A 16,061-nucleotide genomic window follows, 5' to 3' on the forward strand; every position below is an offset into this window, starting at 1 on the left:
CCATGCGCAAGGGATTGTTCATCGGCATTAATAACTACAGCCATGTTTCACAATTAAGTGGCTGCAACAATGACGCGATGGCCATGGCTTCGGTGCTGAAAACCGACGCCAATGGCGATCCGAATTTCAAGAACCTGGTCCTGACCTCCGCCGAAGATTATCTGAGCCGCGAAAAGCTCGAAGGACATATCCAGGAATTGTTTTCAGGCGATTGCAGCGTTGCACTGCTGTACTTCGCCGGTCACGGCAACTTCGACGTCGATACAGACGAAGGCATGTTGATCCCCCAGGACTACAAATCCGCCAAGGATGGAATTCGCATCAGCGACATCCTGAACTGGGCGACCAAAGCCGTAAAAATCAAAAACAAAGTGATTATTCTCGACTGCTGCCAGGCGGGCTCGGCGGGCGAAGTGCGGGCGCTACGCAGCGAAAGCAGCATGGTGTGCGAAGGCATGACCATTCTGACTGCGTGCAAAAAAGCAGAGCCGGCCATGGAAGGCGCCAATCACGGCGTCTTCACAGGGCTGTTGCTGCAAGCACTGCACGGCGGCGCCGCGAACATATTGGGAAAGATAACTCCAGGCAGCCTCTATTCGTTTGTCGACAACGCTCTCGACGCGTGGGAACAGCGCCCGGTGTTCAAGACCAATGTGTCGCAGTTCATTTCATTGCGAGAAGTCTCGCCGCTGATCCCCAAAGAGATTCTGCGCAAACTGCCCGACTGGTTCGAAGAGGCGGAATCAATGTTCGCCCTCGACCCCAGCTATGAACCTACCGAAGCCATGTTCGACCCGGAGCACGGCGAAGTCTTCGCCCAACTGCAAAAGTGCAATCGCCACAGCCTGATCGAACCGGTGGACGCCGAACACATGTACTACGCGGCCCTCAACTCCACGGGCTGCCGCCTCACCGCCCTCGGCGCCTATTACCGTGAACTCGCGATCAAGGGACATTTCTGATGCCAGTGTTTATCAGCTACCGCCATAGCGATCGCCCCCACGCCATCGCAATCAACTCCCGTCTGAAGCAGGCAAACATCAAAACTTACCTGGATGTGCTGGATCCGGAGTCCCAGACAACCGACGACATCACTGGAGTGATCACCCGCAACATCACAGAATGCACACACTTGCTGGCAGTCGTTTCTGAGAGGACCGCACACTCCTGGTGGGTACCGTTCGAAATCGGCGAAGCGACCATCAGCAACCGGCGGATCTGCTCCTTCAAGACCGGACCGGCGGAACTGCCGCTATATCTCGATAAATGGCCAAAGCTCAGCACCGACAAGGATCTGGAGTTTTTCATTGATGCCTATCGTGAAGAAGTGGCGACCAAACGTTCAATGACGCTGGGTTCGATCAATGAATCCCTTTACCGCACCTATAGAAGCAATGCCGAGCTGTTTCATGACCAACTCAAGAGCCGCATCCGACGTGGTTTCTGACAGGCGCAAAAAAGCGGCGACTGCGATGTCTTGCATGCGCTGAGCTGCTGACGCACTGCATATGATGCTGTTGAGCAATAACCGCCTAGCGCCAAATAACAGGATTTATGCACGCTATCAGCGCTAGTGATAGCGTGCGAAAAAAATGAATTATTTGAGGCTGAAAGCTTCTTGAATGGTCTTGATCAAGCGGTCACCATCCACTCTTTTGTAACCTTGAGGGTTTGACGCAAGCTCAGCGTTCCAGATCGACAATCGCTGATCGCCTTTGCCGATCTCGATCATTTTCGTGACGCCACGAAAATGATTAGCGACATCCACTCCAGCGGTTTCGCCATTGCAGTTGTGGCCGGGATTGATGGTTCATAACGACTTCCTGATAAGAAGCCAGAAGATGTAAACCTTATTCAGGACGAGACAGCAGAGACAAAAAAGCCGACATCTCTGTCGGCTTTTTGTGGTCACTGCTTGGCTGGCTCACCCGGTTTCGGCACCGGATCATCAAACAGATTCAACCGCTCGCGAAGCTCATGAGCCGGCAGCGGTTCCTTATCCGCCGGCAAGGCATTCGGGTCGGCTGGCGGCGTGGGCACTTCGCCCGGGCCGCCCTGCTCTTGCGTCGGCACTGGCGCAGGCTCGGCACCTTGTGAACCTTCGATGGCACGCTGGGCTTTTTTGGTCAGCACAACGATATCGATGCGGCGGTTGACCGGGTTGAACGGGTTTTCCCGGTCGAATAGCGCCGACGAGGCGTAGCCCACGACTCGCGCTACTTGAGCGTCCGGATAGCTGCCGGCGATCAATGCACGGCGAGCCGCGTTCGCACGGTTGGCCGAGAGTTCCCAGTTGCCGAAGTCACCGGTGCCCGAGTACGGCTTGGCATCGGTGTGGCCGCTGATGCTGATCTTGTTCGGCACCGCTTTGATGGTGTCGGCCATGGCCAGCAGAATGTCTTCGAAATACGGCTTCAGACGCGCACTGCCGGAGTCGAACATCGGGCGGTTTTCGGCGTCCACGATCTGGATACGCAAACCGTCCTGGGTGATCTCGAAGAGGATCTGATCCTTGAACTTCTGCAGTTGCGGGTTTTCTTCGACCTTGTTCTGCAACTCTTGCAGCAGCAACTCCAGGCGCTCTTTCTCAACCTGCTCGGCCATGCCTTCGACCTGTTCGGAATCGATAGTCACCTTGTCCGGCTGAGGCTGGGATTTCACCTCGGGATTGAGCGTGTTCTCCGGTGCCAGGGTCGGCGAGCCGCCCAGATCGATGATGTACGGTGTGCCGCTTTCGCTGAAACCGACCGGGTCCTTGAAGTAACCGGCAATGGCGATTTTCTGTTCCGGCGTTGCCGTGGACAACAGCCACAACACCAGGAAGAACGCCATCATTGCCGTCGCGAAGTCCGCGAAGGCGATTTTCCAGGAGCCCCCGTGATGCCCGCCCGCGTACTTTTTGACGCGCTTGATGATGATCGGCTGGTTATTTTCCATGACTTAGCGACCGCGAACCGCTTGTTCCAGCTCAGCGAAGCTAGGACGGTGCGCCGGGTACAGAACCTTGCGACCGAATTCCACTGCCAGCGATGGCGGCATGCCGGAAGCCGAAGCCACCAGCGAGGCCTTGATGGCTTCGTAGACGTTCAGTTCTTCCTTGGCATCGTGGCCCAGCGCATGGGCCAGCGGGCCAAAGAAACCATAGGCCGCGAGAATACCGAAGAAGGTACCTACCAGCGCCGCACCTACGTGCAAGCCAATCATTTTCTGGTCGCTTTCACCCAGCGAAGCCATGGTCACCACGATACCCAATACCGCCGCAACGATACCGAAACCCGGCATGGCATCGGCGATGCCGTTGACTGCGTGAGAGGGGTGGTCCAGGTCTTCCTTGAGGCTGGTCAGTTCCATGTCGAACAAGCCTTCAAGCTCATGGGGAGCCATGTTGCCGGAAGACATGATGCGCAGGTAATCGCAGATGTACGCCGTCATGCGGTCATCTTTCAAGACTGACGGGTATTTGGCGAAGATCGGGCTCGCGGCGGCATCTTCGATGTCGCCTTCGATTGCCATCATGCCTTCGCGACGGCTCTTGTTGAGGATCTCGTAAATCAGCCCCAACACTTCCAGGTAGAAGGTGTGGTTGAAACGCGAACTGAACATGCCCAAGGATTTCTTGAGCACATGCATCGTCATATGACCGGGGTTGGCTTGCAGGAATGCACCAAGGGCCGCGCCACCGATAATCATCACCTCGAAAGGCTGTATGAGGGCGGCAATCTTGCCGTGGGAAAGCACGTATCCGCCGAGCACGCTCGCGAATACGACGATGATGCCGATAATTTTAGCCATAGGTAGGAGAGCACTTACTGAGTCGGGTTCAAGGTCATATTCGGAAGTTAAAAAATCTCTTCTTCTCCTTATCGGCAAAACTGCGCCAGACTATAGCCAGTTAAGGCGAAAAGCCAATTTGGCCCACGCAGGGATAGGTAAAGCAGCGTCCAGACATGGCTAACGAAACGAACGTTCCAACGCCAAAACCGACCACGCTCGAAGGCTGGGTCAAGCTGCTCGATGGTGTGCGCCTGCCGGTTCCGCAAGCCAGTCACGACCGCGTCTGCAAAGCCATCCGCGATAGCCGCAGCTCGCTGCGCGACATTGCCGAAATGATGCAGGACAGCCCGGCCCTGGCCTTGAGTGTGATTCGCGAAGCCAATCGCCACACTCATGGCAGCATGGCCACGCCTGCTGAAAATCTTGAAGTGGCAATCAATCGGCTCGGTTTGAAACGCACCGAAGAATTGCTCGAGCGCTTGCCCGCCGAACCCCAATCGCAGATCCCTGTTGCCCTGCGCCAGCTTCAGTTGATCAGCCAGCACGCCACTCAACAGGCCAATGGTTTTTTTGCCAGTCGCCTGGCGCGGTTGTGGCAGGACATCCACTGGGGCAGCCTGCTGTTTCTTTCGCCACTGTGGCCCATGGCGTTGACCCATCCGCAATTGCTTGAAGAGTGGGAACTGCGGGTCATTCATAAAGGCGAGTCGGCGCGCAACGTCGAGAAGCAATTGTTCGGCGTGCGTCTGCTGGAAATCTGTCTGGCGCTGGTGGATGTCTGGCGTTTGCCGATCTGGGTTCAGCAGGGTTATCGGCTGCTGCTCAATGAACAACGCGAACTGGTGAAAGTCCTGCGCATTGCACGGGACGATGATCACCCGCTACGCCAACAGAATCGTCTCGATGACGACCCTACATTGCGGCGCTGGCTTAATCAGCCCGCCAACACCGTGCTGTTGGCCAATGGTCTGGCGTTGTCGGCACAACAGGCCTGGGACAGTCCTCACTGTGAACGCTGGCAGTACCTGACCAGCCTTTATCTGCAAATGCCGATGGATGAAGTGCAGCAACAGTTGCACCAACAGGCCGCCAACAGCGCCCGGCAACATGCCATGCCGGACCTCTGGCACCCGGCCGAATCGCTGATCTGGCCGCAGGGCATGAACCGCGTTCACGCTGGTTTGCTACCGGCTCCGGCACCCACCGCCGAAGACTTGGCGAAGTGGCGTAAACAATGTGCCGAGTTGCTGCTGGAGCCGAGCCGGTTTACCAATGCCATGCACTTGACCACATCGGCCCGAGAAGCCCTGGTGGCGTGTGGCATGCGGCGAGTGATGATCCTGATGGCCGATCGCACACACGCCAATTTGCGTGTGCACCAGATTGCCGGGCTACCCAAAGAAATGGCCGGCCTGAATCTGGCGGTCAGCCAGAGTGCTGTGCTGCAGCGGCTGCTCGCACAACAGGCTCAGGTGCGCCTGACGCCGGCCAACAATGCCCAATTCTCGGCCCTGTTGCCGGCCAGCCTGCGTTCGCTATTCAGCGGTGAACACCTGCTACTGCGTTCTCTGGTCAACAATGGTCGGGTGATCATGATCGTGGTGGCGGATCAGGGCGGCGGGCCGTTCTCGGAAATCAGCATGCAGGCGTTCGGCAAAACCGCGCAATGCATTGAAAAAGCCCTGCACAGTTTTAGCCATCGCTAGGGCTTGATGCCAGTCAGTTAGTGAAGGCCAAAACCTGTGGCGAGGGGGCTTGCCCCCGCTGGACTGCGAAGCAGTCACAAAACCTGCAACCTCGTTCTGCCAGACACACCGCAGGCAGCGGATTTGCGACTGCTTCGCAGCCGAACGGGGGCAAGCCCCCTCGCCACAGGTTCTGCCCTTGCCGCGCCCTTTTCTTGACTGACATTAACTGCCATAGCCTGTCATCCATTGTTTCCCGTGCAGAAATAACTGATAACAGGCCCTCATGACGCTGCGCTACAATCCTCCCCTTTGTGCTCTGGAGACCTCACATGTCTGACTTCTCTGGCTTGGCGCTGGTGATCGAGCCGAGCGACCTGCTCCCGCGTCTCGACTCCCGCGAACTGATTCTGGTGGACCTCACCAGCAGCGCCCGCTATGCCGCCGGGCATATCCCCGGGGCACGCTTTGTCGACCCAAAACGTACTCAACTGGGTCAGGCGCCTGCGCCGGGCCTGCTGCCGACCCAAGCCGCGCTTGAAGCATTGTTCGGTGAACTGGGCCATAACCCCGATGCGGTCTATGTCGTCTATGACGATGAAGGCGGCGGTTGGGCCGGGCGCTTTATCTGGCTGCTGGATGTCATCGGCCACAGCAAGTATCACTATATCGATGGTGGCCTGAAGGCCTGGCTGGCGGAAGGCATGCCCATGTCGATCCAGATCCCGCCAACGGTCGGTGGACCAGTCGCCCTGACGCTGCACGACGAGCCCACCGCCACCCGCGAATACCTGCAAAGCCGTCTCGGTGCCGCCGACCTGGCGATCTGGGACGCACGCGGGCCGCTGGAATACTCCGGCGAGAAAGTGCTGGCGGCCAAGGGCGGGCATATTCCCGGTGCGGTCAATTTCGAGTGGACAGCGGGCATGGATCAGGCGCGCAACCTGCGCATCCGCACCGACATGCCAAAAATCCTGGAACAACTCGGTATCACCAAAGACAAAGAAGTCATTACCCACTGCCAGACTCATCATCGTTCTGGCTTCACGTATCTAGTAGCCAAGTCGCTCGGTTATCCGCGAGTCAAAGGTTACGCCGGCTCTTGGGGCGAATGGGGCAACCATCCCGACACGCCCGTAGAGATTTAAGTTTTTCAAGGACAGTCAATGAATAAGCGTTTGTTTATCCTCAGCCAATACCTGCTGCCCCATCACTTGCTCTCGCGACTGGCCGGCTGCATTGCCGAATGCCGCGTGCGCTGGTTCAAGAACGCCTTGACCACCTGGTTCGCCAAGCGTTATCAAGTGGACATGTCCCAGGCACTGGTCGAAGACCTGACGGCTTACGAGCATTTCAATGCGTTCTTCACTCGTGCCTTGAAAGACGGCGCTCGCCCGCTGGACCCAACCCCAGGCGCGATCCTCAGCCCGGCTGACGGTGCCGTCAGCCAGCTCGGCCCGATCGAACACGGTCGTGTTTTCCAGGCCAAGGGTCACAGCTTCAGCGTGCTGGAACTGCTCGGTGGTGACGCGGCCAACGCAGCGCCATTCATGGGCGGTGATTTCGCCACCATTTACCTGTCGCCCAAGGATTACCACCGCGTGCATATGCCACTGGCTGGCACTCTGCGCGAGATGGTTTACATCCCCGGCCGCATCTTCTCGGTCAACCAGACCACTGCTGAAAACGTACCGGAGCTGTTCGCGCGCAACGAGCGTGTGGCGTGTATTTTCGATACCGAGCGCGGGCCAATGGCCGTGGTGCTGGTAGGCGCGATGATTGTGGCGTCGATTGAAACTGTCTGGGCCGGGCTGATCACGCCGCCCAAGCGCGAGCTGAAAACCTTCCGTTACGACGAAGCCGCTCGTGCGCCGATCCATCTGGAAAAAGGCGCGGAACTGGGTCGCTTCAAACTCGGCTCTACAGCTGTCGTGCTATTCGGGCCGGATCAAGTGAAATGGGCTGAAGGACTGGGCGCTCTTTCGCCAGTGCAGATGGGCCAGGGCATCGGCTTGCCAAGCGCCTGATTCCGATTCGCCGCACCGGATTTTTCTTCCGGGCGGCGCATTCCCCTGTAGGAGCTGCCGAAGGCTGCGATCTTTTGATCTTGACCTACGGCGGTCTCTGAAAAAAGATCGCAGCCTTCGGCAGCTCCTACAAGGGCAAGCGTGACGTAAATATCGCGACATCCCCTCCGCGCTCATAGCTGCTACAGTCAAGTCATTCACTGCCCATTTCCCGGTCGGAGTTTGTCTACGGCATGAATGAGACCAATCCTGTCCTGCTGCTACGCGCACCGATCCCGACGCAGTCGCGTCTGTCTTTCTGCGAAGCCACGCCTCGCGACCTCAAGCGCTGGATCGCCAACCTGCCCAAAGCCAACATCGGCGAAACCGCTCGCCAGTTGTATCAAGGCTTGAGCGAACTGAATCAACTGCTCACACCCAGCGACAATCGCCTGCAATTGCTCGAACTGCTACGGCCCGAGGTGTATTACGTCTGCAAGCACCTGGAGCGGCATTTCCTGCATCAGGCGATTGTGCTCGACGAGCGCTCGCGCAAGATCGCCAACCTTTGCCAGGCGTTGCAGAGCCACTTGGCGATCGGCTACAAGCAAATTGTCATTCGCGTCACGCCGCGCTTCAGCAAGGATCGCGCGCCGCTGCTGACCCAGGCTTTGCAGCGGGCAATCCATTGCCTGAACGGCGCATTGATCCGCGCCACTGAACTCTATTGCCCGGTGCCCGAAAACCTGTGGCTGGAACTGCATCAGCTGTATCGGATTGGCTGTCAGTTCCAACTGCACAATCTGAGTGTGCGTGATGAACTGGCCAGCCAGACGCAAAAGCTGAGCATCGAGCAAACCTACGTCGTCGCCCTTCTGCTGGGTGCTTCACGCTGCAATCAGCTGCGCCAGAACCAGATCGCCCGGCTCGCCGAGGTGCTCGAACCCTGGAGCCAGTGGATCAAGCTGCAAGCGGCCAAACCGGACAACGGGCTGTTTGCCATCGCCCCGGATCTCGACTCCGGGCCGCGCTACCGCTCCAAGTTCCTCGCCGAACAACAGGGGGGTTTGCTGGTAATCGACCCGCAACCCTTGGTCATGGCCATCGAAAACCATCTGCAGCAGTCGGCCGACAAGGTATCGCCGTTGCCCGTGCCGGCGGGGCTGAATCTGGACACGCTGCAACACCTGCATGCCGCCTGGGGCCAGGCCGCCGAGCGCAGTTTCCAGCGCACTGTCGGCCACGGCACGTTGACCCTGTGCGTGGGTATGAGCGCTTTGCACTTTTATCTTGGCGGGCAACGCTCGTTCAACGACATCCTGAAAAAACCCGGCGCCCGCCCCGCGCAGTTCTCGGCGACCGATCCAACAGGTCGCGCCAAAGACCAATGGCGCCACGCCTTCGACGCCGCTCCTCATGGCACCGCAGATACGCTGCTGCCCTACGAAGAGATCGAATACCCGCACCTTCAAAACGATGACAGCCACGAGGCATCCGACCGCCAGCAGCATTTCCCGACCTATGCGCTGCCGGTGATCAATCACAGTCCTGGCGGCTATTGCCTGGCTTGGCCCGGCGCGGTGCCCGCCGAGCTACAGGCTGGCGAAATGGTCGGCATCGAGGATGCCGCCGGTCAAGGCTGGAGCATTGCAGTGGTGCGCTGGATCCGCCAGGTACGGGGCGGCGGCACGCAGATGGGTATCGAGCAAGTCGCACCTTGCGCCGAACCCTGCGGCCTGCAACTGATGCGTGCCCACGACGAGCATAGTCAGTACTTGCGCGGGCTGTTGCTGCCCGCCATCAGTGCCATCGACCTGCCGGCCACCCTGCTCACGCCGCGCCTGCCGTTCCAGGAAGGCAATAAGGTATTGATAAATACCAACGGCGAGGAACGCCGGGCCGGGCTGGAGCATCGGTTGGCGAGCACCAACAGTTTCAATCAGTTTGCCTACCGTTCGCTTGAGAAAACCAGAAACGAAAACGCCGCGGGGAGCGGCGTGGTGGGGGTAGCGGAGGAGTTTGATTCGTTGTGGAAGTCGCTTTGAGCGTACGTCTGTAAAACCGCGGCGCGCCCTTCGCGAGCAAGCCCGCTCCCACATTGGATCTATGTCGATCACACGATCAATGTGGGAGCGGGCTTGCCCGCGAAGAGGCCCGCCCAGACAATCTGAAACTCAGAGCTGCCCGTCGCGATCCCGGAAGCCCAGCAGATACAGCACGCCATCCAGCCCGAGGGTGGAAATCGCCTGTTTCGCCGATTGCTTGACTAGCGGCTTGGCACGGAACGCTACACCCAGCCCGGCAATCGCCAGCATCGGCAAGTCGTTGGCACCGTCACCGACGGCAATCGTCTGCTCCAGACGCAAACCTTCCTTATGCGCCAGTTCACGCAGCAGATCCGCCTTGCGTTGCGCATCGACAATCGGCTCAACCGCCACGCCAGTAACTTTGCCATCGACCACCGCCAGTTCGTTGGCGAACACATAGTCGATGCCCAGCTTGGCTTGCAGTTGCTTGGCGAAATAGCTGAAGCCGCCCGACAGAATCGCCGTCTTATAGCCCAGACGCTTGAGTTCGGCGAACAGGGTTTCGGCGCCTTCGGTCAGGCGCAGCGAGGCGCCGATGGAGTCCAGTACGCTGACGTCCAGCCCTTGCAGCAAGGCCAGGCGCTCTTTGAAGCTGGCGCGAAAGTCCAGCTCGCCGGCCATCGCCCGCTCGGTAATCGCAGACACCTGGTCGCCCACACCGGCGGCCTTGGCCAGTTCGTCGATGACTTCGGCTTCGATCAGCGTCGAGTCCATGTCGAATACCGCCAGACGGCGGTTACGGCGGAACAGCGAATCTTCCTGGAAGGCGATGTCGACGTTCAACTCTTGAGAGACGCTGAGGAATTCGGCCCGCAGCGCTTGCGGGTCGGCCGCCTCGCCGCGTACGGAAAACTCGATGCAGCCCTTGCCCTTGTCGGCCGGAGTGTCTAGCGGCATGCGCCCGGACAGGCGATCGATATGATCGATGTTCAGGCCATATTTGGCGGTGATCGAGCTCACGCGCTGCAATTGCTCGGCGGTCACTTTGCGGGTCAGCAGGGTGACGATGTGGCGTTTCTTGCCCTGATTGCCGACCCACAACTGGTAATCCTCTTCGGATACCGGTGTGAAACGCACCTGTTGCTCAAGCTCATAGCCTTTGAACAGGATGTCCTTGAGCACCGAATTACCTTTTTCGGTATCGGGAATTTCAACCAGGATGCCGAACGACAGGGTGTCGTGGATCACCGCCTGACCAATGTCGAGAATGTTCACACCACCCTGGGCCAGAACGCCGGTAATGGCCGCAGTCAGACCCGGACGGTCGACTCCCGTGATGTTTATCAGGACGATTTCGCGCAAGGCGCACCCCCGCAGGTGGAAAAAAACCGCATTCTACCCATTTTCAGTGACCATCGGGCACCGCGAGCGCTTTGACGGCCTAGGGCCTGTCGCTATACTGCGCGTCAACTTCACGGACAAAGAGCCGAGCTCAAAGTGAACCGGCCCACGCCAGTAAAAACCGATAACTTCTTTCTGCTGATCTTCCGGGCACTGCGTCATCGCCGTGTACCGATTGCATTGCGCATTGCCAGCCATAACGTGATCCTGGTCGCCCTGGCGCTGGTCATCTATGCCGGCGTGATGGGTTTGCAGTTCAAGCAGGCCATGCACGAGCAGGCGGATGCCCTGGGCGAAAGCCTGACCACCCAGACCGCAACCTCGGCCACGGAACTGTTGGTGTCCAATGACATCCTGAGCCTGAACGTGCTGCTCAACAACCTGACCAAGAACAAACTGGTGGCCCACGCCGCCATCTACAGCGTGGATAACCGCATCCTCGCCGAAGCCGGTCAGCGCCCCAAGCACGGCCTGCTGGGCGAAGCGGAAGGCATGTACCAGAGCAAAATCACTTTCCAGGACGTGACTGCCGGGCAACTGCGCATCAGCCTGGACATGGATCAGTTCCAGCAGCCGATGACCATCAGCCTGCAAAGCATGGGCATTCTGAGTGCGATTCTGCTGGCGCTGTCCCTGGCCTTGAGCCTGCGCCTGGGGCGCAATCTCTCCACGCCACTGATGCAATTGCGGGTATGGCTGCGCAATATCGACGAATACACCCCGGCCACCGAGCGTCAGGATGAGGTCGGCGACCTTGCTCGCCAGCTGCACGCCAATTTTGCACCGGAGCCGGCCGAGCCGGAACCTGCGCCGGAATCTGAATACGACGACAGCGACTACGAAGATGCCGACGATAACGAGCCGGCCTTCGAAGTGCGTAACCTGCGCGATCCAGGTTTTGACGAAACCAGGCCTGTCGCCGGCCTAAAACCTGCGCCGCGACGCACTGTCAGCACCGTCGAAGACGATGAGGACGACGAAGATCCGTTTGCCGATCTGCGTGACGACTCGACAGACAGCGCACCGAAACCAGTCATCAAGCCGAAGCTATCGAACCTGCCGCAGCACAGCGCGGTACTGGCCGTGCAACTGGGCGCACAAGATCAGCTGCGCCGCCTGCCCCGTGCACGCCTGGAAGAACTGCTGAAGCGCTACCGCGATTGCCTCGATCAGGCCGCCTCGCTTTACCAGAGTGAACTGCACACATTGAATGATGGCAGCACGCTGATGCTGTTCCACACCGAAGACAGCGGCGACGATTACCTGACCAACGCCATCTGCTGTGGTGAGTTGCTGCGCGCCTTGGGCCATCAGTTGCAGATCGAAGTCGCCGACAGCGGCATCACCCTGCAATTGCAGCTGGGCCTGACGCTGGGTGACGAGTTGTTCGGCTTGAGCCAGATCGACTTGCTGCTGACTGAAACCGCTCAGGATGCGCTGGCCCTGTCGCAACACAGCCGCAACCTGCTGCTGGTGGAGCGCAAGATCAGTGACGACGCGCTGATTCGCCAGCGTGCGCGTATCCGCCCGATTGCCAGCCCTGAAGGTGCATGCTGCGTAGAGCGCTTGATGGAGCCTTATCCGTCGATGCTGGAGCGGCAACTGGCGCGGATGCACGAACGCCGGGCGTAAACCCTAGCCCCCGCTGTAAAGAAGCCCGCAGATGAGTGATTGTCTGCGGGCTTTTTGGTGACTGTCTGAAAAGATCGCAGCCTTCGGCAGCTCCTACGAAGTTCGCATGCCCCTGCAAGGCCGCGGCCTAGGTCCCTGTAGGAGCTGCCGAAGGCTGCGATCTTTTGATCCGGTTTTTTTGTTGCCTGTCACGGCCTCTTCGCGAGCAAGCCCGCTCCCCACATTTATCTCGGTTGTCCATAAACGGTGTGCTCACTGAAGATCCACTGTGGGAGCGGGCTTGCTCGCGAAGAGGCCATCAGAAGCACTGAAGATTTCATTCCGCAGAAACAACAAAGCCCGCATCAATGGCGGGCTTTGCTTTGGATCAATCCAGGCTTAGAACCTGAACACTTCCATGTCCGTGCGAATCGGCGAAGCCATCGGAATTTTTTGCTGCTTCTCCGGTTCTGCTGCCGGTGTCACCGGTTTGGCAGCTGGTTTGCGAGGTGCTTCGGCGATCGGCGGCTGGTTCGCCAGTGGCTTGAGCGCCGTCGACAGCTGTTCGGCCAGACGCTGCAGCAACACACCCTGAGCCTGAACCTGAGCCGCAGTCCCGCCGGTGTGCTGTTCCTGCAGATGAATGATGCGGTTATCGCGCACCTGGCCACGACGGTCGATCAGCCGCCATTGAGCATCTAGGATTGCCGGTTGCGACACACCCGAATCCAGACGCGTGATCGTCAGCAGCACCTGAACATCCGGCGTGAAGCCTAATGTCGCTGGTGCCAGGACAACGCGCTGGCTGTCCAGATGGCCCGCGACCTGACGCAACAACAGCTGATCGATGTCGGACGACAGGCTGCCGGCCCAACGACCATCGACCGAAGCTTGCAGGCTGCCATCGGGCTGACGCTGCAACAAGGTTTCGCGTTGCAGATAGTCGGCAACCGTCACCGGGCCCAGCAATACCGCCATGCCGGCGCTTTGCGCAGGCTGAGCCGGACTTCCGCTGTCCAGCTGATACAGCGACACCGGTTGGTGAACGCTGCAACCCGCCAGGCCAAGTACGCCGGCGAGCATCAAAATAAAAGGAAGGCGCAGAGCAGTCATCGTCCCATCCAGGTGGCTGCCACAAGGCTAGCCACAGTGAAAATACTCAAAAAATATGAAGAACGCTCGGCTACACCGGCGCTTGAAAGGCCATATCATCCGTGAATATGCGTTCCGACTCCAGCGGCAAAGCGTCGACCTGCGCTTTAAATCGCAGATCGAGCGCTCTAGGACGCTTAATTGAGGTTTTCGACGAACAGCGCATCAACCCTCTGAAAGCCACGTGGCAGTTTGTTACCGCGGCGTCCACGCTCACCTTTGTAGTGTTCGAGGTCGTCCGCCTTCAGCGACAAGGTACGTTTCCCGGCCTGTAGCACCAAAGTGGCACCCTCGGGCAAAACGGCAATGTCCGTAACATATTCTTCGCGACTGGCAACACGCTCACCGGATATCCCGATGATCTTATTCCCTTTACCTTTACCTAATTGTGGCAGATCGCTGATTTTGAAAATCAGCAGGCGACCTTCGGTGGTCACCGAGGCCAGCCAGTTGTGCTCACGATCGGCTACCGGGCGCGGCAGAATCACTTTGGCGTTGTTCGGCAAACTCAACAACGCCTTGCCTGCCTTGTTCTTGGCTTGCAGGTCTTCTCCCTTGACCACGAAACCGTAACCGGCGTCGGAGGCGATCACGTACAGCGAATCGTCTTCCGGCATCAGCACGCATTCGAAACTGGCCCCTGGCGGCGGCGTCAAGCGACCGGTCAGCGGTTCACCCTGGCCACGGGCCGAGGGCAAGGTGTGGGCCGCGACCGAATAACTGCGACCGGTGGAGTCGATAAACACCGCAAACTGGTTGGAACGCCCGGCTGCCGAGGTCTTGAAGCCATCCCCGGCCTTGTAGGAAAGCCCGGTGGCGTCGATCTCATGACCTTTGGCGGAGCGAACCCAGCCTTTTTCTGACAGCACGACTGTCACTTTCTCGTTCGGCAACAGATCGTGTTCGGTCATTGCCTTGGCTTCGGCGCGCTCGATGATTGGCGAACGACGGTCGTCGCCATACGTTTCGGCGTCCTTGATCAGCTCGCTGCGTACCAGTTTTTTCAACTTGGCTTCGCTGCCCAGCAGGGCTTGCAGCTTGGCCTGTTCCTTGAGCAATTCATCCTGCTCGGCACGCAGCTTCATTTCTTCCAGTCGCGCCAACTGACGCAAACGGGTATCGAGAATGTAGTCGGCCTGGATTTCGCTCAGGGCGAAGCGCTCGATCAGGCTGGCCTTGGGGTGCTCCTCGGTGCGGATGATGTGGATCACTTCATCCAGGTTGAGGTAGGCAATCAGCAAACCGTCCAACAGGTGCAGGCGACGCTCGACCTTGTCCAGGCGAAATTGCAGACGTCGACGCACGGTCTGTACGCGGAACTCCAGCCATTCCACCAGCAACGCACGCAGGTTCTTGAGCTGCGGCTTGCCGTCGAGGCCGATGATGTTGATGTTGACCCGGTAGCTGGATTCCAGCTCGGTGGTCGCGAACAGGTGCTGCATCAGCGCGTCATGATCGACCCGGCTGTTGACCGGAATGATCACGATGCGGCATGGGTTCTCGTGGTCCGATTCGTCGCGCAAATCTGCGATCTGCGGCGCTTTCGACGGTTTGGCCTGCATCATCGCGGCGATCTGCTCGAGCACTTTCGCGCCAGAGACCTGATGCGGCAGCGCCGTCACGATGATGTCGCCGTCTTCGATGTGATAAACGGCGCGCATACGCACCGAACCGCGACCGGTTTCGTAGATTTTCAGCAGATCGGCACGCGGCGTGATGATTTCCGCTTCGGTCGGGTAATCCGGGCCCTGGATGTGCTCGCAGAGCTGCTCGACCGTGGCCTTGGGCTCATCGAGCAAGCGCACGCAAGCGGTCGCGACTTCGCGCAGGTTATGCGGCGGTACGTCGGTGGCCATGCCAACGGCGATACCGGTGGTGCCGTTAAGCAGGATATTCGGCAAACGGGCCGGCAATACCAAAGGCTCTTCCAGCGTGCCGTCGAAGTTCGGGCCCCAGTTCGCGGTGCCTTGGCCCAACTCGCTGAGCAGCACTTCGGAATAACGCGACAGCCGTGCTTCGGTGTACCGCATGGCGGCGAAGGACTTCGGATCGTCCGGCGCACCCCAGTTACCCTGGCCGTCGACCAGCGTGTAGCGGTAGCTGAACGGCTGGGCCATCAGGACCATGGCTTCGTAGCACGCGGAGTCGCCGTGCGGGTGGAACTTACCGAGCACGTCACCGACGGTACGCGCCGATTTCTTGTGCTTGGAATCGGCGTCCAGCCCCAACTCGCTCATCGCATAGATGATGCGTCGCTGTACCGGTTTCAGGCCGTCGCCGATATGCGGCAAGGCACGGTCCATGATCACGTACATGGAGTAGTTGAGGTAGGCATTTTCGGTGAAGTCAGCCAGTGACCGGCGTTCTACACCGTCCAGGCTGAGATCAAGGGAGTCGCTCATGCG

At 58.9% G+C, this 16,061-nt stretch carries 13 protein-coding genes; 7 read left to right on the plus strand and 6 right to left on the minus strand.

The annotated features are described in order from the left end of the window. The first annotated feature begins 2 nt into the window (after positions 1-2). Both ABH909_RS00915 and ABH909_RS00920 read left to right on the plus strand, forming a co-directional pair. The gene (locus ABH909_RS00915; protein ID WP_429429778.1) at positions 3-962 is read left to right on the plus strand and encodes a caspase family protein; all 960 of its coding nucleotides are present in this window, start codon (positions 3-5) and stop codon (positions 960-962) included. Next, the gene (locus tag ABH909_RS00920) at positions 962-1,447 is read left to right on the plus strand and encodes a toll/interleukin-1 receptor domain-containing protein (protein WP_429429780.1); all 486 of its coding nucleotides are present in this window, start codon (positions 962-964) and stop codon (positions 1,445-1,447) included. Before ABH909_RS00915 ends, ABH909_RS00920 begins: the two co-directional genes overlap by 1 nt. Positions 1,448-1,597: 150 nt before the next feature. Here the strand turns inward: ABH909_RS00920 and ABH909_RS00925 are convergent, their stop codons facing one another. The 3 genes from ABH909_RS00925 to motA form a co-directional block, all read right to left on the minus strand. Then, on the minus strand, positions 1,598-1,732 hold the full coding sequence (locus ABH909_RS00925) for a hypothetical protein (RefSeq protein WP_429429782.1): 135 nt from the start codon (positions 1,730-1,732) through the stop codon (positions 1,598-1,600). A gap of 176 nt (positions 1,733-1,908) precedes the next feature. After that, entirely contained in the window at positions 1,909-2,937 is a 1,029-nt protein-coding gene (motB, locus tag ABH909_RS00930; protein WP_429429784.1) for a flagellar motor protein MotB, read from the minus strand. Positions 2,938-2,940: 3 nt separating this feature from the next. After that, positions 2,941-3,792: a flagellar motor stator protein MotA gene (motA, locus tag ABH909_RS00935; RefSeq protein WP_429429786.1), complete on the minus strand. Its 852-nt coding sequence runs from the start codon at positions 3,790-3,792 to the stop codon at positions 2,941-2,943. 155 nt (positions 3,793-3,947) lie between these two features. On the opposite strand from motA, the gene ABH909_RS00940 reads away from it, so the two are divergent. The 4 genes from ABH909_RS00940 (at position 3,948) to ABH909_RS00955 (ending at position 9,510) form a co-directional block, all read left to right on the plus strand. After that, entirely contained in the window at positions 3,948-5,480 is a 1,533-nt protein-coding gene (locus ABH909_RS00940) for an HDOD domain-containing protein (protein ID WP_429429788.1), read from the plus strand. Positions 5,481-5,791: 311 nt separating this feature from the next. Continuing rightward, positions 5,792-6,607: a rhodanese-like domain-containing protein gene (locus ABH909_RS00945; protein ID WP_429429790.1), complete on the plus strand. Its 816-nt coding sequence runs from the start codon at positions 5,792-5,794 to the stop codon at positions 6,605-6,607. Between the two features lie 18 nt (positions 6,608-6,625). Beyond that, entirely contained in the window at positions 6,626-7,486 is an 861-nt protein-coding gene (asd, locus tag ABH909_RS00950) for an archaetidylserine decarboxylase (protein ID WP_429429792.1), read from the plus strand. A gap of 233 nt (positions 7,487-7,719) precedes the next feature. Continuing rightward, the gene (locus tag ABH909_RS00955; RefSeq protein ID WP_429429794.1) at positions 7,720-9,510 is read left to right on the plus strand and encodes a molecular chaperone; all 1,791 of its coding nucleotides are present in this window, start codon (positions 7,720-7,722) and stop codon (positions 9,508-9,510) included. A gap of 129 nt (positions 9,511-9,639) precedes the next feature. Here ABH909_RS00955 and serB read toward each other — a convergent pair whose 3' ends face one another. Next, a complete protein-coding gene (gene serB, locus ABH909_RS00960; RefSeq protein ID WP_429429796.1) occupies positions 9,640-10,854 on the minus strand; it encodes a phosphoserine phosphatase SerB in 1,215 nt (404 codons plus the stop codon). Between the two features lie 135 nt (positions 10,855-10,989). Here serB and ABH909_RS00965 point away from each other — a divergent pair, with 135 nt between their 5' ends. Further along, positions 10,990-12,525, plus strand: a complete 1,536-nt coding sequence (locus ABH909_RS00965) for an AhpA/YtjB family protein (RefSeq protein WP_429429797.1) — start codon at positions 10,990-10,992, stop codon at positions 12,523-12,525. Positions 12,526-12,903: 378 nt separating this feature from the next. On the opposite strand, the gene ABH909_RS00970 is transcribed toward ABH909_RS00965, so the two are convergent. Beyond that, positions 12,904-13,617 (minus strand): PqiC family protein, encoded by a 714-nt coding sequence (locus tag ABH909_RS00970; RefSeq protein WP_429429799.1) that lies wholly within the window; start codon positions 13,615-13,617, stop codon positions 12,904-12,906. Between the two features lie 176 nt (positions 13,618-13,793). Further along, a complete protein-coding gene (parC, locus tag ABH909_RS00975; protein ID WP_429429801.1) occupies positions 13,794-16,058 on the minus strand; it encodes a DNA topoisomerase IV subunit A in 2,265 nt (754 codons plus the stop codon). Between the last annotated feature and the right edge of the window lie 3 nt (positions 16,059-16,061).

It is taken from the genome of Pseudomonas sp. BS3782 TE3695 (assembly GCF_050435305.1).
Taxonomy (GTDB): Bacteria; Pseudomonadota; Gammaproteobacteria; order Pseudomonadales; family Pseudomonadaceae; genus Aquipseudomonas.